Below are 18968 nucleotides of genomic sequence, written 5' to 3'. Positions count from 1 at the left end.
TATCAATCTGTGTGGGCACTCGTTGATGATAATCCAATTAGAAACTTCGGTTTCAAATTAGGTTTCAATGAAACGAAGTGACCATTGAATCGAAAGATTCAGCACAGTCAATTCAAACATTACTTATGTAATGTTCAGTATTCATTGAGCCGAACAAAATCTTAAATTGAAGAGTTTGATCATGGCTCAGATTGAACGCTGGCGGCAGGCCTAACACATGCAAGTCGAGCGGAAACGAGTTATCTGAACCTTCGGGGAACGATAACGGCGTCGAGCGGCGGACGGGTGAGTAATGCCTAGGAAATTGCCCTGATGTGGGGGATAACCATTGGAAACGATGGCTAATACCGCATAATGCCTACGGGCCAAAGAGGGGGACCTTCGGGCCTCTCGCGTCAGGATATGCCTAGGTGGGATTAGCTAGTTGGTGAGGTAATGGCTCACCAAGGCGACGATCCCTAGCTGGTCTGAGAGGATGATCAGCCACACTGGAACTGAGACACGGTCCAGACTCCTACGGGAGGCAGCAGTGGGGAATATTGCACAATGGGCGCAAGCCTGATGCAGCCATGCCGCGTGTGTGAAGAAGGCCTTCGGGTTGTAAAGCACTTTCAGTCGTGAGGAAGGTAGTGTAGTTAATAGCTGCATTATTTGACGTTAGCGACAGAAGAAGCACCGGCTAACTCCGTGCCAGCAGCCGCGGTAATACGGAGGGTGCGAGCGTTAATCGGAATTACTGGGCGTAAAGCGCATGCAGGTGGTTTGTTAAGTCAGATGTGAAAGCCCGGGGCTCAACCTCGGAATAGCATTTGAAACTGGCAGACTAGAGTACTGTAGAGGGGGGTAGAATTTCAGGTGTAGCGGTGAAATGCGTAGAGATCTGAAGGAATACCGGTGGCGAAGGCGGCCCCCTGGACAGATACTGACACTCAGATGCGAAAGCGTGGGGAGCAAACAGGATTAGATACCCTGGTAGTCCACGCCGTAAACGATGTCTACTTGGAGGTTGTGGCCTTGAGCCGTGGCTTTCGGAGCTAACGCGTTAAGTAGACCGCCTGGGGAGTACGGTCGCAAGATTAAAACTCAAATGAATTGACGGGGGCCCGCACAAGCGGTGGAGCATGTGGTTTAATTCGATGCAACGCGAAGAACCTTACCTACTCTTGACATCCAGAGAACTTTCCAGAGATGGATTGGTGCCTTCGGGAACTCTGAGACAGGTGCTGCATGGCTGTCGTCAGCTCGTGTTGTGAAATGTTGGGTTAAGTCCCGCAACGAGCGCAACCCTTATCCTTGTTTGCCAGCGAGTAATGTCGGGAACTCCAGGGAGACTGCCGGTGATAAACCGGAGGAAGGTGGGGACGACGTCAAGTCATCATGGCCCTTACGAGTAGGGCTACACACGTGCTACAATGGCGCATACAGAGGGCAGCAAGCTAGCGATAGTGAGCGAATCCCAAAAAGTGCGTCGTAGTCCGGATTGGAGTCTGCAACTCGACTCCATGAAGTCGGAATCGCTAGTAATCGTGGATCAGAATGCCACGGTGAATACGTTCCCGGGCCTTGTACACACCGCCCGTCACACCATGGGAGTGGGCTGCAAAAGAAGTAGGTAGTTTAACCTTCGGGAGGACGCTTACCACTTTGTGGTTCATGACTGGGGTGAAGTCGTAACAAGGTAGCGCTAGGGGAACCTGGAGCTGGATCACCTCCTTAAACGATACGGATAGTTTGCTTTCACTTTTAAAAAGTGAAGACAAATGAATCACGATGAGTGTCCACACAGATTGATATGGTTTAGATTTCAGAGCAAAGATTGGTTCTGCATAAAATGCTGAAGCGATTTATGTGGGGCTATAGCTCAGCTGGGAGAGCGCTTCGCTGGCAGCGAAGAGGTCATCGGTTCGATCCCGATTAGCTCCACCACTAGCCACATTGTTTCTGCTTTTAGCAAAACAACCTATAGTGTCCCGTTCGTCTAGAGGCCTAGGACACCGCCCTTTCACGGCGGTAACAGGGGTTCGACTCCCCTACGGGATACCATCTTTAAACATTCTCTCTTGAGAGTTTTTAAAAATGGTTACTTCATAAGAAGTGATTAGCTCTTTAACAATTTGGAAAGCTGACAAAACAATCTTTAAGATTGTTTGTAAAGTTCTCAATGTTTGTCTTTATGACAAACACCAAAAAACACATTCAAGTGTTCTTGGGAATATCACTTTTACAGTGATTATTCGAAATTGAGTCCGGCAAAATCGAAATGTCTCTCGCTCATTCAAATAATGAGAGACAACTTTGGTGATTTGAACATCAACTCGAAACTCCTTCGGGTTGTATGGTTAAGTGACTAAGCGTACACGGTGGATGCCTTGGCAGTCAGAGGCGATGAAGGACGTATTAACTTGCGATAAGCCCAGATTAGGTAGTAAAAACCATTTGAGTCTGGGATTTCCGAATGGGGAAACCCACTTACATAAGTAAGTATCGCTGCGTGAATACATAGCGCAGCGAGGCGAACCGGGGGAACTGAAACATCTAAGTACCCCGAGGAAAAGAAATCAACCGAGATTCCGAAAGTAGCGGCGAGCGAAATTGGACTAGCCCTTAAGCTTTTTATGCGTCAGGTGAAACTTCTGGAAAGTTGTGCGATACAGGGTGATAGCCCCGTAACCGGCAACGCATATAAAGTGAAATCGAGTAGGGCGGGACACGTGATATCCTGTCTGAATATGGGGGGACCATCCTCCAAGGCTAAATACTACTGACTGACCGATAGTGAACCAGTACCGTGAGGGAAAGGCGAAAAGAACCCCTGTGAGGGGAGTGAAATAGAACCTGAAACCGTGTACGTACAAGCAGTAGGAGCACCTTCGTGGTGTGACTGCGTACCTTTTGTATAATGGGTCAGCGACTTATATTCAGTGGCAAGGTTAACCATCTAGGGGAGCCGTAGCGAAAGCGAGTGTTAACTGCGCGACTCAGTCGCTGGATATAGACCCGAAACCAGGTGATCTAGCCATGGGCAGGTTGAAGATTGAGTAACATCAATTGGAGGACCGAACCGACTAATGTTGAAAAATTAGCGGATGACTTGTGGCTAGGGGTGAAAGGCCAATCAAACCTGGAGATAGCTGGTTCTCCCCGAAAGCTATTTAGGTAGCGCCTCGGACGAATACTACTGGGGGTAGAGCACTGTTAAGGCTAGGGGGTCATCCCGACTTACCAACCCTTTGCAAACTCCGAATACCAGTAAGTACTATCCGGGAGACACACGGCGGGTGCTAACGTCCGTCGTGGAGAGGGAAACAACCCAGACCGCCAGCTAAGGTCCCAAATTACTACTAAGTGGGAAACGATGTGGGAAGGCTCAGACAGCCAGGATGTTGGCTTAGAAGCAGCCATCATTTAAAGAAAGCGTAATAGCTCACTGGTCGAGTCGGCCTGCGCGGAAGATGTAACGGGGCTAAGTAGTAAACCGAAGCTGCGGCAATGCACTTTGTGCATTGGGTAGGGGAGCGTTCTGTAAGCGGTTGAAGGTGTGTGGTAACGCATGCTGGACGTATCAGAAGTGCGAATGCTGACATGAGTAACGATAAAGGGGGTGAAAAACCTCCTCGCCGGAAGACCAAGGGTTCCTGTCCAACGTTAATCGGGGCAGGGTAAGTCGACCCCTAAGGCGAGGCCGAAAGGCGTAGTCGATGGGAAACGGGTTAATATTCCCGTACTTCTTACAATTGCGATGGGGGGACGGAGAAGGCTAGGTGGGCCTGGCGACGGTTGTCCAGGTTCAAGTGCGTAGGCTGAGAAATTAGGTAAATCCGGTTTCTCTTAAGGCTGAGACACGACGTCGAGCTACTACGGTAGTGAAGTCATTGATGCCATGCTTCCAGGAAAAGCCTCTAAGCTTCAGATTGTAAGGAATCGTACCCCAAACCGACACAGGTGGTCGGGTAGAGAATACCAAGGCGCTTGAGAGAACTCGGGTGAAGGAACTAGGCAAAATGGTACCGTAACTTCGGGAGAAGGTACGCTCTTGATGGTGAAGTCCCTTGCGGATGGAGCTGACGAGAGTCGCAGATACCAGGTGGCTGCAACTGTTTATTAAAAACACAGCACTGTGCAAAATCGTAAGATGACGTATACGGTGTGACGCCTGCCCGGTGCCGGAAGGTTAATTGATGGGGTTAGACTTCGGTCGAAGCTCTTGATCGAAGCCCCGGTAAACGGCGGCCGTAACTATAACGGTCCTAAGGTAGCGAAATTCCTTGTCGGGTAAGTTCCGACCTGCACGAATGGCGTAATGATGGCCACGCTGTCTCCACCCGAGACTCAGTGAAATTGAAATCGCTGTGAAGATGCAGTGTACCCGCGGCTAGACGGAAAGACCCCGTGAACCTTTACTACAGCTTGGCACTGAACATTGACCCTACATGTGTAGGATAGGTGGGAGGCTTTGAAGCAAGTACGCCAGTATTTGTGGAGCCGTCCTTGAAATACCACCCTTGTAGTGTTGATGTTCTAACGTTGACCCCTAATCGGGGTTGCGGACAGTGCCTGGTGGGTAGTTTGACTGGGGCGGTCTCCTCCCAAAGAGTAACGGAGGAGCACGAAGGTGGGCTAATCACGGTTGGACATCGTGAGGTTAGTGCAATGGCATAAGCCCGCTTGACTGCGAGAATGACAATTCGAGCAGGTGCGAAAGCAGGTCATAGTGATCCGGTGGTTCTGAATGGAAGGGCCATCGCTCAACGGATAAAAGGTACTCCGGGGATAACAGGCTGATACCGCCCAAGAGTTCATATCGACGGCGGTGTTTGGCACCTCGATGTCGGCTCATCACATCCTGGGGCTGAAGTCGGTCCCAAGGGTATGGCTGTTCGCCATTTAAAGTGGTACGCGAGCTGGGTTTAGAACGTCGTGAGACAGTTCGGTCCCTATCTGCCGTGGGCGTTGGAAGATTGAAGGGGGCTGCTCCTAGTACGAGAGGACCGGAGTGGACGAACCTCTGGTGTTCGGGTTGTGTCGCCAGACGCATTGCCCGGTAGCTAAGTTCGGAATCGATAACCGCTGAAAGCATCTAAGCGGGAAGCGAGCCCTGAGATGAGTCTTCCCTGATACTTTAAGTATCCTAAAGGGTTGTTCGAGACTAGAACGTTGATAGGCAGGGTGTGTAAGCGTTGTGAGGCGTTGAGCTAACCTGTACTAATTGCCCGTGAGGCTTAACCATACAACACCCAAGGGGTTTTGATGGACTCGATGTAAGAACATTGAATGTGTAAATAGAACTTAAAACAGCTTTCCGAATTAAAGAATTTGCTTGGCGACCATAGCGATTTGGACCCACCTGACTTCCATTCCGAACTCAGAAGTGAAACGAATTAGCGTCGATGGTAGTGTGGGGCTTCCCCATGTGAGAGTAGAACATCGCCAGGCTTTAAATTTAGACTTAAATGTCTAACCAGTGCGGAGCGGTAGTTCAGTTGGTTAGAATACCGGCCTGTCACGCCGGGGGTCGCGGGTTCGAGTCCCGTCCGCTCCGCCACTTATTCGAGAGTCGTCTCATTAAACACGAACTACAGGGGTGTAGCTCCAATTGGCAGAGCAGCGGATTCCAAATCCGCGTGTTGGGAGTTCGAATCTCTCCACCCCTGCCATATTCAAGGCTCTAGTCGAAAGACTAGAGCCTTTTTCGTATTTGTATCTCAAGATCAAAGCAACGGATCCCCTGATACTCAAAACAGCGCGTGTTGGGATCTGGGGTGCCAGCTCAGTCGAACCTCTGGATAGTCAGGTCCACCCCTGTCATATATTACGCCTCAGACTACGCGTCCCGGCAGCAATGCTGGGGCTAATTATATGGTCCGCCTCACTCTCAAGCCCTACGCTTAGAGTAGGCTCTCAGAACGAGGTGAACCATATGTCTACCATTCACATCTTAGGTATCGATTTAGGCAAGCACTGCTTTCATGCGGTTGGTAACAATCACACTGGCAAAGACGTTATTCGCCGTAAGTTTAGTCGAATCCAACTACTTCGTTTCTTATCTGTACTTGAACCTACCATCATCGCTTTTGAAGCCTGTGGTGGTGCTCACTGGCTTGCGAGAAAGTGTGAAGCCTATGGGCATCGAGTTCGACTTATCCCGCCTCAATATGTAAAACCTTACGTCAAAGGTAACAAGAACGACTTTATTGATGCAGCTGCGATAGCAGAAGCAGCGAGTCGACCAAGCATGAGATTTGTCTCTGCCAAGTCAGAGGAAGCTCAGGTAATCGCAGCTATCCATCGAGTGAGGGATGGTTATATCAAAGAACGAACGGCTTGTATGAGCCGAATTGGAGCAATACTACTTGAGTTTGGGCTGAGTTTTCCTAAAGGCCATGCCAAGATGAAAGCGCTATTTCAGTGGTTGGCCGAGCAAGATATAAAACTACCACCGAGTCTGGTCGCTGAGTTGCTCTCGATTCATGAGCACTATAAATACCTAAATGAGCAAGTATCTACTCAAGATAGAAAACTGAAAGCAATTACTGAAAATAATGAAAATGCCGAGCTTTTGAAGAGTATTCCTGGTATTGGTGATTTAACAGCAACGCTGTGTGTGGCTAATATCAGTTCTCCTTCAAACTTTGGTGGAGGTCGCGAGATGGCCGCATGGCTAGGACTCGTTCCAAGGCAGTATTCAACGGGTGGCAAATCAAAGTTATTAGGCATGAGTAAACGAGGGAACAAACACCTTCGCGCTCTATTTATACATGGAGCGAGGTCCGTGCTATCTAGGATAGAAACAACAGGAAAAGTGTTTGGAGATTGGTTAGTCAATTTACGAGCAACAAAGCCGTTTAATGTAGTGGTAGTCGCACTTGCCAATAAGCTAGCAAGAATAGCTTGGGCGGTGTTGTACCACCGCCAAGCTTTTAAGGCTGTATAGCCATAACCAAGTTTGCAACGCCAATGAACGTGATGACAAAAACGGTCGATCGGCCAGATTAGTAACCTGATACAAAAAATAGCACCTAGTTGCTTTGGGGCTTTTAAGGATAATCTGGCGCGGATATCATCGTGGAGCGGGAAGTTAATGTTCCCAACGTGGACTCCGAATACATTAGCGCAAACCAACTCCGTTATTACTAAATTGTAGTTGCAATAACGGGGCGGACCATACATTTTCGTTTCTGCTGCCTTTTCAAATTTCTCTCTGAGAGAAGGTATTTAAAGTGCAGGCTGCTCCGTAGGCCTATGAGTCATCTCTTCTCAAGTAACCTAGCAACAGTTGTTTGCTTTAAGGTATTTAGGCTTATGCATGCCTGCAAGCTCTCAGCGTGATAAGAGAGCGAGTTCCTGTTATTATCGGCGCTGAATTCTAATAATTAGGAAGCAAGTCTATGCCACATCTTCGATTTAGAGCTGTTGAGCCTCAAGCGGTTCAAGCGCTATCAAAACCTCTTACCGATGAACTGCAACCATTAATGGATTGTCCTCGTGAAGATTTCACTTTCGAATACATCTACAGTACATTTTTTAGCGAAGGTGAAGTAAGTGCTGCTTATCCTTTTGTTGAGGTGTTGTGGTTTGACCGTGGGCAAGAGACTCAGAATAAAGTGGCTAAAGCGATTACTGAGCAAGTTCGTGGTATTGTCGGTGAAGATATCGATGTTGCGGTAATTTTCTCTGCACTCTCTCCTAAAGGCTACTATGATAATGGTGAGCACTATTAAGGAATGAGCGTGATGAAGCTGAGTCTTTCTTTTTGTTTAAGTTTTCTATTCTCAGCTTCTCTTTATGCTACTCCGTGGGAGCAGGTCTCTGGTCCCACAAATAACACATCCTCTTCTATCGGCAGTTATGCTAATGGCTGTTTAGATGGAGCTTCTCCTCTCCCGCTTGATGGTATTGGTTATCAGGTTTTACGCAGTAAAACGAAGCGTTACTATGGGCACCCTCACACGATTAGCTTTGTTGAAGAGTTAGCGAAAAAAGCCAATCAAGATCTCAACACAACGTTACTTATTGGGGACTTATCCCTAGCTCGCGGTGGACGTTTTTCTACTGGCCACTCTAGTCATCAAACCGGCTTGGATATTGATATTTGGCTGCGCTTGGCTGATGAACCGCTTTCTTACAATGAGCTTCAACTTCCAAAACCCATCAGTGTCGTCGATCTTAAAAAATACAAGATTCTAGAACACCGTTGGGAAGATAGGCACTTTGAACTGATTCGGAGTGCAGCGAAGAGTCAGGATGTTGCTCGTATCTTTGTTCATCCAGTGATTAAAGAGCAATTATGTAAGCAAGAAGGTGAGAAAGACCGAAATTGGTTACGTAAGGTTCGCCCTTGGTGGGGACATCATTACCACTTCCACGTGAGATTAACTTGCCCTGAGTCGAGCTCTAATTGTGTAAACCAAGCACCTCCTCCTGTGGGTGATGGCTGTGGTGCTGAATTGGCTAGTTGGAAACCTAAAGCGACGCCGCCTCCAGTGGCGAAGAACAAGCCTAAGGTGACACCAAAGCCGAAAAAACAAAAGGTGATACCAGCACAGTGTCAATCGTTGATCACTAAGAACTAAAGACCTTTGTCCCTCATTAATCTATCCATATGCCTTTTCCAGTTCTTTTTATGAAACTGGAGAAAGATCATTCTTTTGTCTACAGTGAATAATACCAGTACAAAAACTAACCTGATTAGTTTTGGTGGCATATTATAGAAATCTAACATAAACAAAAGGTTGCGTTCGCTTTCGTTACTCGCAATTTTAATTTCAAGAAAGATCTTTTCGTCGCGATTCTCTGATTTCTTAGCAATATGTCTGTTGGTTGGTGAAGGACAAACGGCAACGCAGACTACTGTATTAAGGTGGGAAAGGAGGCGGTCTCCCCACCAAAGAGTTAATCAAGGACAAAACCATGACTATGATTTGTGCAAAAGAATTTGCAGAGTGGTTAAGACACAGATTTAGCAGTGATACTAAAGGGGTCTATTTGACTCGAGAGGATGTTAATCACCTGACAGGGCGTCAGCGCCTTGATCCAGGTTTTGTTAATGATGTGCATTACGAACTGATGCAATACGGAATAGCTTTCGTTACTGATACGAGCCGTGAAAATTTTTATTTGATACCTGTATCTCAAGCTGAAAACTGGCGCGAAAAGTTAGAGTATCATTTCGAAAAAGAACTGTTTTGCAACATCATTCCTATCGAAAAATCGGGTTAAAAAAAGGTTCAACTTTGGCTGCAAAGTTGAACCCCTTTTGATTACGCTAACCCTTGAATAATCACAAACTTCTCTAGCAATTGCTCTTCAGTTTCAACATGATTAGGATCGGTAATAATGCATTTTGTAATAGGACACACTGACTGGCATGTTGGCTTCTCGTAGTGGCCTTTGCACTCAGTACAGAGCGTTGGGTCAATCTCGAAAATGCTGTCACCCATAGTAATAGCACCGTTAGGGCACTCTGGGTCACACATATCACAGTTGATGCACTTATCGGTAATAAGTAGTGCCATGATTACTTACCAGTTGGGTTACGGGTATCCTGACCTGCATTTAAGTTACGCATCAACAGACCGTATTCTAGATCCATGTCTTCTGGAACTGGGATGAATACGAAGTGTCCGTTACCTTTTGCGTCTTCAATTGATTCTGACTTACGGTTTTCCATCGCTTCTAGCGTGAAGATTACGTTGCCTTTTGGTGTCATTAGCTCAAGGCTGTCACCAACGATGAATTTGTTCTTCACCTCAACTTCCGCCATGTCACCACGACGTTTGCCAGTGAATTCACCAACGAATTGCTGAGCATCAGATACAGAGTAACCGTAATCGTAGTTTTGGTAGCTGTCGTGAGTATGGCGACGCAGGAAACCTTCTGTGTAGCCACGGTGAGCTAGGCTTTCTAGCGTACCCATTAGGCTTTCATCAAATGGACGACCAGCAACTGCGTCATCAATCGCTTTGCGGTATACCTGAGCAGTACGAGCACAGTAGTAGAATGACTTAGTACGACCTTCGATCTTCAATGAGTGAACACCCATCTTAGTTAGACGTTCTACGTGTTGGATTGCACGTAGGTCTTTCGAGTTCATGATGTAAGTGCCGTGCTCATCTTCGTAAGCTGCCATCTTCTCTTCTGGACGATGTGCTTCAGAAAGCAGAACGACTTCATCGGTTGGTTTGCCGCGACCGATGGTTGTCTCAGGACGCTCGTCAGCAACTTCAATTGCTTGCGCTTCCGTTGGGTCAAATTTTTCTACGATATCGCCAGTGTCGTTTTCTTTGCCTTCTTCAACTTTGTACTCCCAACGACATGCGTTAGTACATGTACCTTGGTTAGGGTCACGTTTGTTGATGTAACCAGAAAGTAGGCAACGGCCAGAGTAAGCCATGCATAGAGCACCGTGAACGAAAACTTCTAATTCAGTTTCAGGACAATGCTCGCGAATTTCTTCGATTTCTTCTAGAGAAAGCTCACGAGAAACGATCACGCGCTCAACACCGTTAGCAGCCCAGAATTTCACTGTTGCCCAGTTTACTGCGTTCGCCTGTACAGACAGGTGAATTGGCATTTCTGGGAACGCTTCGCGAACCATCATGATTAGACCTGGATCAGACATGATAAGTGCGTCTGGACCCATTTCTACCACTGGTTTAAGGTCACGGATGAAAGTTTTAAGCTTAGAGTTGTGCGGTTGGATGTTGCATACCACGTAAAGCTTTTTGCCTAGGGCATGCGCTTCGTTGATACCGATTTGTAGGTTTTCGTGGTTGAACTCGTTGTTACGTACGCGAAGGCTGTAGCGAGGTTGACCAGCGTATACTGCATCTGCGCCGTAGGCGAATGCGTAACGCATGTTTTTAAGGCTACCTGCTGGAGATAGTAGCTCTGGTACGAATGCTTTCTCTGTTGTCATTGCTCAATTCTCTTAATATCTGATCACAAGTCAGGCCAATTCCACCTCATGGAAATGGGGCGCAAATTTTACGTCAAAATGTGACCTGTGACTAGGAGAATTATGTTTTAGATAAACAAACGCCCTCAAAAAAAGTGAGGGCGTTATGGTTAATCTTTGTACGAAATCAAGCGTTAGGGTTTGGCAGACCGCCCAATGCTTCGTATAGATTTGGTAGGAAAGCGCTGAACTCGCCACACATTAGAGAGAAGTCTGCGTCGAAGCGAGCAGCCTGATCTTCGCGTGGGATATCATCGTTTTGGTCTTTTAGTTCATCAGAGAACTTCAGACGTTTGATGCCAGAATCTTCTGCCATGATGAATTCGATACGATCTTGCCAGTTCAGTGCTAGCTTAGTCACCACTTTATCTGCAGCGATGTGGTTGCGGATTTCATCGGTTGTAAGCTCTTGCTTCTTACAACGAATCACGCCGCCTTCTTCTAGCACAGACTTAAGCTCTGCTTCGTCCATCATTGTGATGCCTTGTGGTGTATCACCAGTTTTTACCCATTCAGTTAGAGTTGTTTCGATCGCAACTTCTGGGATTGCTGGTACAACAGGCAGGCTACCCATTGTCTTACGTAGTAGTGCCAATACGTCTTCTGCTTTTTTGTAGCTGCTTGCATCAACAAGGATGAAGCCTTCTTTTGGCATAATCAGCACGTAAGTGTGGCTGCTACGGCTGAACGCACGTGGCAGGAGGTCCATTACGATGTCATCTTTCAGGTTGTCTTTCTCTTTCTTTTTAAGAGGACGACCTTCCTGTGCTTCCATTGCTTCTACTTTTGCATTTAGTGAGTCTTTGATCACTGAAGCAGGCAGCATTTTTTCTTCTTTCTTAGCGCAAATCAGAATGCGGTTTTCAGAAACGTGCGTCATCATGTCGCCATTTCTACCCATCGCGCTAACCCAGCCAGACTTTTGCTTATCTTGGCTTCCACAAGGGGTGAATCGGAACTCGGCTAGTTGAGTTTCCAGTTGATCGGCGTTGAAGTTAACCTCGCGGTTAACGCGGTATACCAGACAGTTTTTAAACCACATAAATCTTCTCTAGGCTTGATGACAAGGGACTAATCATAGGGAATTTTCCCGGCGTTGTCCTAATTGAATTGAAAAAGATCATGATGAATCTCAAAAGAAAGTTATATGAAAATTTGTTTTCAAAGGTCACAAAAGTGTCATAATTGGTAGTAATAATGCTTATGCATAGAGGGGCGCTTTGTCCTTTAAATTCATTAGCTCAACTAACATAAGGTTATTCAATTATGTCTAGAAGGATTCTGGTTGTTGAAGACGAAGCTCCGATTCGCGAAATGCTATGCTTCGTGCTTGAACAAAAAGGTTATCAAGCAGTAGAAGCAGAAGATTACGACTCTGCGGTAACCAAACTGGCTGAACCCTTCCCGGATTTAGTGCTACTAGACTGGATGCTACCAGGTGGCAGTGGTATTAACTTCATCAAACACATGAAGCGCGAAGAGTTAACTCGCAACATTCCCGTTGTGATGCTGACAGCTCGTGGTGAAGAAGAAGACAAAGTGCGCGGCTTAGAAGTTGGCGCGGATGACTACATCACCAAACCTTTCTCACCAAAAGAGTTGGTTGCTCGCCTTAAAGCCGTTATTCGCCGCGTAACACCGACTGCGCTCGAAGATGTGATTGATGTACAAGGTCTGAAGTTGGATCCTGTTTCTCACCGTGTGACCGCAAATGATGAAGCGGTTGATATGGGACCAACAGAGTTCAAAATGTTGCACTTCTTCATGACGCACCAAGAGCGTGTTTACAGTCGTGAACAACTACTAAACAATGTTTGGGGCACCAACGTGTATGTAGAAGACCGTACCGTTGATGTACATATTCGTCGTTTGCGTAAAGCGCTTGAGGCGGCAGGTCACGACAAACTCATCCAAACTGTTCGTGGCGCAGGATACCGTTTCTCGACGAAGGCATAACATCGCTCGCAGCTTATCAATACCATTTCTGGAGTAATGAGTGGTTGAAAGATTGACTTGGAAAAAGCTGGCCTGGGAGCTGGCTTTTTTTTACACCCCTTGGGTGATAATAGGTTGGATATTCGGTTATATGCCGTGGTTGCTTTTGGCGGCCACGGCTTTGCAGCTTGTATGGCATTTGCATAATCAGGTGCGCTTGTCGGCTTGGCTGTGGGATGAAAAGCGTCTTACGCCACCGTCAGGTAGTGGCAACTGGGAATCGTTATTCAACGGTTTATACCGATTGCAACAACGTCAGCGTCGTAAGCGTAAAGAGCTTACCAATTTGATTCGCCGTTTCCGTAATGGTGCTGAATCGCTGCCGGATGCGGTGGTGGTGTTTCGTGCTGAAGGTAACATCGTATGGTGTAACAAGCTCGCGCAACACCTTTTGGGTTTCCACTGGCCGGAAGATTCTGGGCAACCTATTTCTAACCTCATCCGTACTCCAGACTTTATTAAGTACATCAATAAACAAGACTTCTCAGAGCCGCTAGAAATGCGCTCACCATTGAATGTCGAGCGAATGTTGGAACTGCGTATCGTACCTTACACCGAAGGGGAACACCTGATGGTGGTGCGTGATGTGAGCCAACTTAAACAGCTTGAAGGTATGCGTCGTAACTTCTTCGCCAACGTATCTCATGAGCTTCGTACACCGATGACGGTACTGCAAGGCTATCTTGAGATGACAGAAGATCCAGATATGATTGTTGGTCCAATGTGGACGAAAGCGCATGGGGTGATGACAGAGCAGCTCAACCGCATGAACAGCTTGGTTAATCAGCTTCTGACGCTGTCTAAGATTGAAGCGGCACCAATGCATGAGTTGGAAGATGTGGTCAATGTCCCTAGCATGTTAGAAGTGCTAGAGAAGGAAGCGGTAAGCCTAAGTGGTGATGATCAACATCAGTTGAAGTTCGACGTGGATTCTAGTCTGCGCGTGCTCGGCGATGATGACCAACTGCGTAGTGCGATCTCTAACTTGGTGTACAACGCAGTGAAATACACACCACCTGGTGCACACATCAACGTTCGTTGGTATCAAACCGCGCAAGGCGCTTGTCTAGAGGTTGAAGACAGCGGTGATGGTATTGAACCACAACACTTACACCGATTGACCGAGCGTTTCTATCGCGTCGATAAAGCCCGCTCACGAGATACCGGCGGCAGTGGTCTTGGCTTAGCCATCGTTAAGCACGCGTTGAGCCACCATGACTCTCATCTCGAAATTTACAGTGAAGTTGGTGTCGGCAGTAAGTTCTCCTTCATCCTACCAAGTCGTTTGGTGGTGAAGTAATGAGTGTTGTATCCAAAGCTATTAAGAAGATCACTCTAGCCACGTTGATGCTTTCCAGCGTGGCTGTTGCACAAGATAAACCGCTGCCGAATTATCAAAAGACAACGGGTATTGCGGGCAACTTATTGTCAGTCGGTTCGGATACGCTAGCGGGCATGACCACGCTTTGGGTGGAAGAGTTTAAATCTATCTACCCGAATATTAATGCTCAGGTTCAGGCGTCTGGTTCATCGACTGCGCCACCGGCGTTAACGGAACAAACTGCACAATTCGGCCCAATGAGTCGCTCAATGCGTATGCGTGAGATCGAAGCATTTGAGCGGGTGCATGGTTACAAACCAACGGCGCTTCGTGTTGCGATTGATGCGATTGGTATTTTTGTGCACCAAGATAATCCAATCAAAGGGCTTAATTTCCATCAGTTGGATGCGATGTTTTCCGCGACTTTACGTTGTGGCGAAAGTGAGTTCATCACCAACTGGCGTGAGTTAGGCATCAAAGCTGAGTGGGCGAAACGTAATTTGCAGCTGTTTGGTCGTAACTCGGTATCGGGTACGTACGGTTATTTTAAAAGTAATGCCTTGTGTGGCGGTGATTTTAAAACTCGTGTGAACGAGCAACCGGGATCGGCGTCAGTGGTGCAGTCTGTGGCATCAACGATCAGTGGTGTAGGTTATTCAGGCGTAGGCTATCGCGTGGCGGGTGTTCGTTTAGTCCCAATTGCGAAAACAGGCACAGATTACGTTAGCCCTGTGCGTGAAAATATCATTTCAGGTAAGTACCCACTATCGCGCTACCTCTATGTATACGTGAATAAACATCCGGACTATCCGTTAAGCCCAATTGAAGCTGAGTTCATTCGCTTTATGTTCTCAGCTCAAGGGCAAGCGCTGGTCGCGAAAGACGGTTATGTTCCCATTACTGCCGATTTCGCTGCAGAGGAATTAAAAAAGGTCGGTTTATAAGCCGACCTTTTTCTTTATCTCATTGAGTTCGTAGTTAGAAGTTCAATGTCCATCCTGCGCTTTCCCAGCGTTGTTGTTCTTCCTGCAAATCTGCATCGAGCAGTTTGTTATTCTCCAACCAATCTTCCTCTGCGCAGGTAAGTACCCACTTATCTTCTTCTATCGATAATGTCAGCTCTGGTAGCGGGTCATCATTGCGTTGACCGTTGACCACAATCGCTAGACGCAGAATCTTAATTAAGTTGATGATGTCACTCTCTCTGTAGAGGTTAAACTCTGGGAACTCATTCAACTTGAGGGATTTACGTTGGAAGCGAGCTAAAGTCGCCAATACCAATTGCTGCTCGCGGTTAAAGCCGGGCAAGTTTGAGTGCAGCAGAATGTAGAATGAGTGACGATGGAAACCGCGCAGACTGATGCTCAAGCCGACTTCATGTAGCAAAGCCGCCCATTCCAATAAATCGAACAACTCACTTTTCTTCTTGATACCTAGTTCAGAACGAACATTGCACAGCATCTCTCTTGCATGACCTTTTACGCGTGCTGCGTGTTCGATATCAACGCGATGTTGTTTTGCGAGGTTTTCTGTGGTGCGCATACGAATATCAGAACGAGCGAAACGTTCTTCCATCTCGTAGAGCAGCCCTTCTCGCAATGCGCCATCCGAGAAGAACATCTGGCTGATTTTTAGTGATTGGAAGATGGCAGCCAAAATGGCTACACCTGCTGCAAAGACTGGCTTGCGTTCATCGGTCAAACCAATAAGCTCGATATCATCAATGGACTCAAACTCGCACAATGTGTCGATTAGCTTACCCAAACGCTTGTTGGTGATCAGTCCATCTTCATGACCTAAACCAATCAAGACTTCGCGAATCGCTTTAATCGTACCAGAAGAGCCTAGGGCAATATCCCAACCTTTCTTGCGGTATTTTACAGCAATGGATTCAATACGCTGCTCTGCGGCGAGAATTGCTTTGCTGAAGTTCTTCCGTGACAGTTTGCCATTATTGAAGAACTGTTCGGTAAAACTCACACAACCCATTTGTTTACTGTTGAGAAGCTCTGGCTCAAACTCTTGACCAATGATCATCTCGGTACTGCCGCCACCGATATCGACAACTAACTTGGAGTTAGACTCCGCTTGGGTGTGCGCGACGCCGAGATAGATGAGGCGAGCTTCTTCTTCGCCCGGAATGATTTCAATTGGGAAAGGCAGCACCTTTTTTGCTCGTTTGATAAACAGATGAGCGTTGTTGGCACGCCTTAAGGTATGGGTCGCTGCAATTCTTACGTTTGACGTTTCAAAGCCTTGCAGGCGCTCGGCGAACATCGCGAGGCACTCAAGGCCTCGCTCCATCGCGGCGTGACTGAGGTTTAATTCTGAATCGAGCCCGGCAGCTAAGCGCACTCGCTGTTTATGGCGGCTGACTAATTGCAGGTCACTTCCAACAACTTTCGCCACCACCATATGGAAGCTGTTCGACCCAAGGTCAATGGCTGCAATGTGGCGTACATCTTGTTCAAGTATCTGAGGCATCTGCTTTTTGTTTTCTTGTTTGTTTCTCTATATTTTTAAGATAGTCGTAGATGGCAACTTGTGATCGAACTTTTTTACGATTACCTCGCGGTACGTAGCTGTTGCTCATCTCTTTATCTATCAAACGAGCCTTTACTGTATCGGTAAAGTGAATGTTAGTTATATCAATAATGCGTTGTTTCAAACGTGGGTCACGAACCGGAGCGGCAACTTCAATACGATGATCGATATTTCGTGTCATCCAGTCCGCCGATGAGATGTAAACTTGTGGGTCACCATCATTGTGAGTGATGACGACGCGAGGGTGCTCAAGGAAGCGGTCAACAATACTGATGATGCGAATGTTTTCGCTCACACCTTCAATACCCGGTACGAGTGAACACATACCGCGGATAATCATATTGATTTTCACCCCGGCATTGCTCGCACCATAAAGTTTATTGACGATGCCTTTGTCGACCAAGTTATTCACTTTGATCGTCAGTGCTGCTTTCTTGCCGGCTTTTGCGTTGGCAATCTCCCCATCAATCAAACGGTAGAGTTGTTTACGCGAATTGCGTGGTGAAACGATGAGGTGATTAAACCTTACTGGACGGTATGGGTTCTCGATATAGCCAAAGACGTTACGAACCTCATTGGTAATTTCTTGATCTGCAGTTAGCAGCGCGAAGTCGGTGTAGATGCGTGCGGTTTTCTCATGGAAGTTACCTGTACCGATATGCGCGTAACGCACGATTTCACCTTCTTCGCGGCGGCTGATCAGGAGCAGTTTGGAGTGAATTTTTAGACCCGGCGCACCAAAGATAACGTGCACGCCTGCATCGGTGAGAACCTTTGACCACTCGATATTGGCTTCTTCATCGAATCGGGCTTGCAGCTCCACCACCACTGTCACGCTTTTGCCATTGTGCACTGCATCGATCAGTGAGTTCATCAAGCGCGAATCTTTGGCAACGCGGTAGATATTAATTTTAATTGCCAATACTTTAGGATCGAAGGAAGCTTGGCGAACCAGTTCAGATATGTGATCAAAGGTGTGATAAGGGTAGTAAAGCAAAATGTCTTTGGCTTTGATCGCATCGAAACTGTTGGCATAGCCTTCGAAGTCGGCACATTTCATCGGTGGCATGGGTTTGTTTTCTAGGTACTCACGACCAACATTTGGGAAGCCAATGAAGTCTTTAAAGTTGTGGTAACGACCACCGGGAATCAAACTGTCGTAGTTGGAGATTTGCAGTTTGCTGCACAAGAAATCGAGCATCTCTTGCGGCATTTCACGCTCGTAAACAAAGCGCACTGGCATGGCAGTCAAGCGTTGGTTCACCCCTTCAGACATCTGTTCAAGCAAGCTGTATTCGATCTCTAGGCGTAAATCGTATTCGGCATCGCGGGTCATCTTCATCGCGTAGCCATTTAGCTCGTCATAATCGAAGAAGCCTTTAAACAGCTCATCCAGACAGTAACGGATGATGTTGTCGAGCAGAATGATGGTCTTGCGACGTTTGCCTTTTTGCTCCGGAACCATAACGAAGCGGGGTAGGTGGTCAGTTGGGATTTCGAGTAAAGCGTATTGGGAATGATCGTCTTTGCGCAGATCGACGGTAATGTAGGCGTATTCGTCTTTAAGAAACTGCAACACATCGATGTCATCTTTAATCAAAAGCGGAGTGATGTGTGGCATGACTTCTTTGCGAAAGTACTTGGTGATCCAGCGTTTTTGTGTGTCGTCCAGTTGGTTTTCGTTAACCAAGAAAATGCGGCGTCGTGCCATTTCTCGGATCAAATCACCGTACAGTTCATCAAATTGTTCGTTCAGCCTCAATGCTTTGGTTTGCATCTTAGTTAACAAGTGCTTAGAGTTATCGCTTCCACCTCGTTCTTGGTTGATCAAGATCCGACGTTTTACGTCTGCAAAGCGAACCTTGTAGAACTCATCTAAGTTATTGGAAAAGATCCCTAGAAAACGAATACGTTCGATTAGGGGGACGGTTTTATCAGCGGCTTCTTGTAATACTCTCTCGTTAAAAGACAACCAACTAAGTTCTTTTTCTATATAGAGTTTTTCTGCGCTCATAACCTTACCTAGCCTAAAATGAAGTAAATCCGCACTCATCTGTGGGATAAAAAAAGATGAGCCTGAACATTATGAGGTTTACGTTACAGATTTATTTCATAACACGGTCTGCATAAGAGTTGTATTCTTTTCAGTTGTTT

12 protein-coding genes, 4 tRNA genes and 3 rRNA genes are annotated in these 18968 nt (G+C 46.9%); 14 read left to right on the top strand and 5 right to left on the bottom strand.

All coding sequences use genetic code 11. The annotated features are described in order from the left end of the window. Nucleotides 1-163 precede the first annotated feature (163 nt). The 11 genes from KJB05_RS15245 (at nt 164) to KJB05_RS15195 (ending at nt 9216) form a co-directional block, all read left to right on the top strand. Nucleotides 164-1716: ribosomal RNA gene (locus KJB05_RS15245) — 16S ribosomal RNA — on the top strand. Between the two features lie 134 nt (nt 1717-1850). Next, a tRNA-Ala gene (locus KJB05_RS15240) sits at nt 1851-1926 on the top strand. 41 nt (nt 1927-1967) lie between these two features. Then, nucleotides 1968-2043 (top strand) — tRNA-Glu (locus KJB05_RS15235). Nucleotides 2044-2337: 294 nt separating this feature from the next. Next, nucleotides 2338-5227 (top strand): 23S ribosomal RNA (locus KJB05_RS15230). 89 nt (nt 5228-5316) lie between these two features. Beyond that, nucleotides 5317-5433 (top strand): 5S ribosomal RNA (gene rrf, locus KJB05_RS15225). The 16S, 23S and 5S rRNA genes sit together here with 4 tRNA genes alongside, the layout of an rRNA operon. 32 nt (nt 5434-5465) lie before the next feature. Next, a tRNA-Asp gene (locus KJB05_RS15220) sits at nt 5466-5542 on the top strand. Nucleotides 5543-5577: 35 nt separating this feature from the next. Next, nucleotides 5578-5654 (top strand) — tRNA-Trp (locus KJB05_RS15215). Between the two features lie 263 nt (nt 5655-5917). Further along, entirely contained in the window at nt 5918-6931 is a 1014-nt protein-coding gene (locus KJB05_RS15210; protein WP_213053086.1) for an IS110 family transposase, read from the top strand. A 454-nt stretch (nt 6932-7385) separates the two neighbouring features. Continuing rightward, complete coding sequence (locus tag KJB05_RS15205; RefSeq protein ID WP_208445724.1) at nt 7386-7718, top strand: DUF1904 domain-containing protein; 333 nt, start codon at nt 7386-7388, stop codon at nt 7716-7718. Between the two features lie 12 nt (nt 7719-7730). Continuing rightward, nucleotides 7731-8570, top strand: a complete 840-nt coding sequence (gene mepA / locus KJB05_RS15200; RefSeq protein ID WP_208445723.1) for a penicillin-insensitive murein endopeptidase — start codon at nt 7731-7733, stop codon at nt 8568-8570. Between the two features lie 337 nt (nt 8571-8907). After that, nucleotides 8908-9216 (top strand): hypothetical protein, encoded by a 309-nt coding sequence (locus KJB05_RS15195; RefSeq protein ID WP_005424765.1) that lies wholly within the window; start codon nt 8908-8910, stop codon nt 9214-9216. A 41-nt stretch (nt 9217-9257) separates the two neighbouring features. Here KJB05_RS15195 and KJB05_RS15190 read toward each other — a convergent pair whose 3' ends face one another. The 3 genes from KJB05_RS15190 to rdgC form a co-directional block, all read right to left on the bottom strand. Beyond that, nucleotides 9258-9512: a YfhL family 4Fe-4S dicluster ferredoxin gene (locus KJB05_RS15190; RefSeq protein WP_038896025.1), complete on the bottom strand. Its 255-nt coding sequence runs from the start codon at nt 9510-9512 to the stop codon at nt 9258-9260. Nucleotides 9513-9514: 2 nt separating this feature from the next. Beyond that, on the bottom strand, nt 9515-10915 hold the full coding sequence (gene yegQ, locus KJB05_RS15185) for a tRNA 5-hydroxyuridine modification protein YegQ (protein ID WP_005424818.1): 1401 nt from the start codon (nt 10913-10915) through the stop codon (nt 9515-9517). 166 nt (nt 10916-11081) lie between these two features. Next, nucleotides 11082-11996 (bottom strand): recombination-associated protein RdgC, encoded by a 915-nt coding sequence (gene rdgC / locus KJB05_RS15180; RefSeq protein WP_061065593.1) that lies wholly within the window; start codon nt 11994-11996, stop codon nt 11082-11084. A 224-nt stretch (nt 11997-12220) separates the two neighbouring features. Here rdgC and phoB point away from each other — a divergent pair, with 224 nt between their 5' ends. Genes phoB through KJB05_RS15165 form a run of 3 tightly spaced genes read left to right on the top strand, consistent with a single transcriptional unit; the run spans nt 12221 to nt 15214 of the window. Further along, the gene (phoB, locus tag KJB05_RS15175; protein ID WP_005424836.1) at nt 12221-12910 is read left to right on the top strand and encodes a phosphate regulon transcriptional regulator PhoB; all 690 of its coding nucleotides are present in this window, start codon (nt 12221-12223) and stop codon (nt 12908-12910) included. Nucleotides 12911-12950: 40 nt separating this feature from the next. Beyond that, entirely contained in the window at nt 12951-14249 is a 1299-nt protein-coding gene (gene phoR / locus KJB05_RS15170) for a phosphate regulon sensor histidine kinase PhoR (protein ID WP_005445279.1), read from the top strand. Next, nucleotides 14249-15214 carry a phosphate ABC transporter substrate-binding protein PstS family protein gene (locus KJB05_RS15165; RefSeq protein WP_005445283.1) on the top strand — a complete coding sequence of 322 codons (966 nt, stop codon included), beginning with the start codon at nt 14249-14251 and terminating at the stop codon, nt 15212-15214. The genes phoR and KJB05_RS15165 overlap by 1 nt, the downstream gene beginning before the upstream one ends. Before the next feature lie 34 nt (nt 15215-15248). Here the strand turns inward: KJB05_RS15165 and ppx are convergent, their stop codons facing one another. Together ppx and ppk1 are read right to left on the bottom strand one after the other, a co-directional pair. Further along, nucleotides 15249-16754 carry an exopolyphosphatase gene (gene ppx / locus KJB05_RS15160; protein WP_208445722.1) on the bottom strand — a complete coding sequence of 502 codons (1506 nt, stop codon included), beginning with the start codon at nt 16752-16754 and terminating at the stop codon, nt 15249-15251. Continuing rightward, nucleotides 16738-18828 carry a polyphosphate kinase 1 gene (gene ppk1, locus KJB05_RS15155; RefSeq protein ID WP_187992494.1) on the bottom strand — a complete coding sequence of 697 codons (2091 nt, stop codon included), beginning with the start codon at nt 18826-18828 and terminating at the stop codon, nt 16738-16740. Before ppk1 ends, ppx begins: the two co-directional genes overlap by 17 nt. Nucleotides 18829-18968 lie beyond the last annotated feature (140 nt).

The organism is Vibrio sp. B1ASS3 (assembly GCF_905175355.1).
Lineage (GTDB): Bacteria > Pseudomonadota > Gammaproteobacteria > Enterobacterales > Vibrionaceae > Vibrio > Vibrio owensii.
Note: the sequence above shows the minus strand (reverse complement) of the source record. Positions and strands in the feature narration are given on the sequence as shown.

Excerpts from the sequence above, each read along its gene's own strand:
- KJB05_RS15210 (WP_213053086.1), top strand. The coding sequence starts at position 5,918 with ATGTCTACCATTCACATCTTAGGTATCGATTTAGGCAAGCACTGCTTT.
- KJB05_RS15205 (WP_208445724.1), top strand. The coding sequence starts at position 7,386 with ATGCCACATCTTCGATTTAGAGCTGTTGAGCCTCAAGCGGTTCAAGCG.
- mepA (WP_208445723.1), top strand. The coding sequence starts at position 7,731 with ATGAAGCTGAGTCTTTCTTTTTGTTTAAGTTTTCTATTCTCAGCTTCT.
- KJB05_RS15195 (WP_005424765.1), top strand. The coding sequence starts at position 8,908 with ATGACTATGATTTGTGCAAAAGAATTTGCAGAGTGGTTAAGACACAGA.
- KJB05_RS15190 (WP_038896025.1), bottom strand. The coding sequence starts at position 9,512 with ATGGCACTACTTATTACCGATAAGTGCATCAACTGTGATATGTGTGAC.
- yegQ (WP_005424818.1), bottom strand. The coding sequence starts at position 10,915 with ATGACAACAGAGAAAGCATTCGTACCAGAGCTACTATCTCCAGCAGGT.
- rdgC (WP_061065593.1), bottom strand. The coding sequence starts at position 11,996 with ATGTGGTTTAAAAACTGTCTGGTATACCGCGTTAACCGCGAGGTTAAC.
- phoB (WP_005424836.1), top strand. The coding sequence starts at position 12,221 with ATGTCTAGAAGGATTCTGGTTGTTGAAGACGAAGCTCCGATTCGCGAA.
- KJB05_RS15165 (WP_005445283.1), top strand. The coding sequence starts at position 14,249 with ATGAGTGTTGTATCCAAAGCTATTAAGAAGATCACTCTAGCCACGTTG.
- ppx (WP_208445722.1), bottom strand. The coding sequence starts at position 16,754 with ATGCCTCAGATACTTGAACAAGATGTACGCCACATTGCAGCCATTGAC.
- ppk1 (WP_187992494.1), bottom strand. The coding sequence starts at position 18,828 with ATGAGCGCAGAAAAACTCTATATAGAAAAAGAACTTAGTTGGTTGTCT.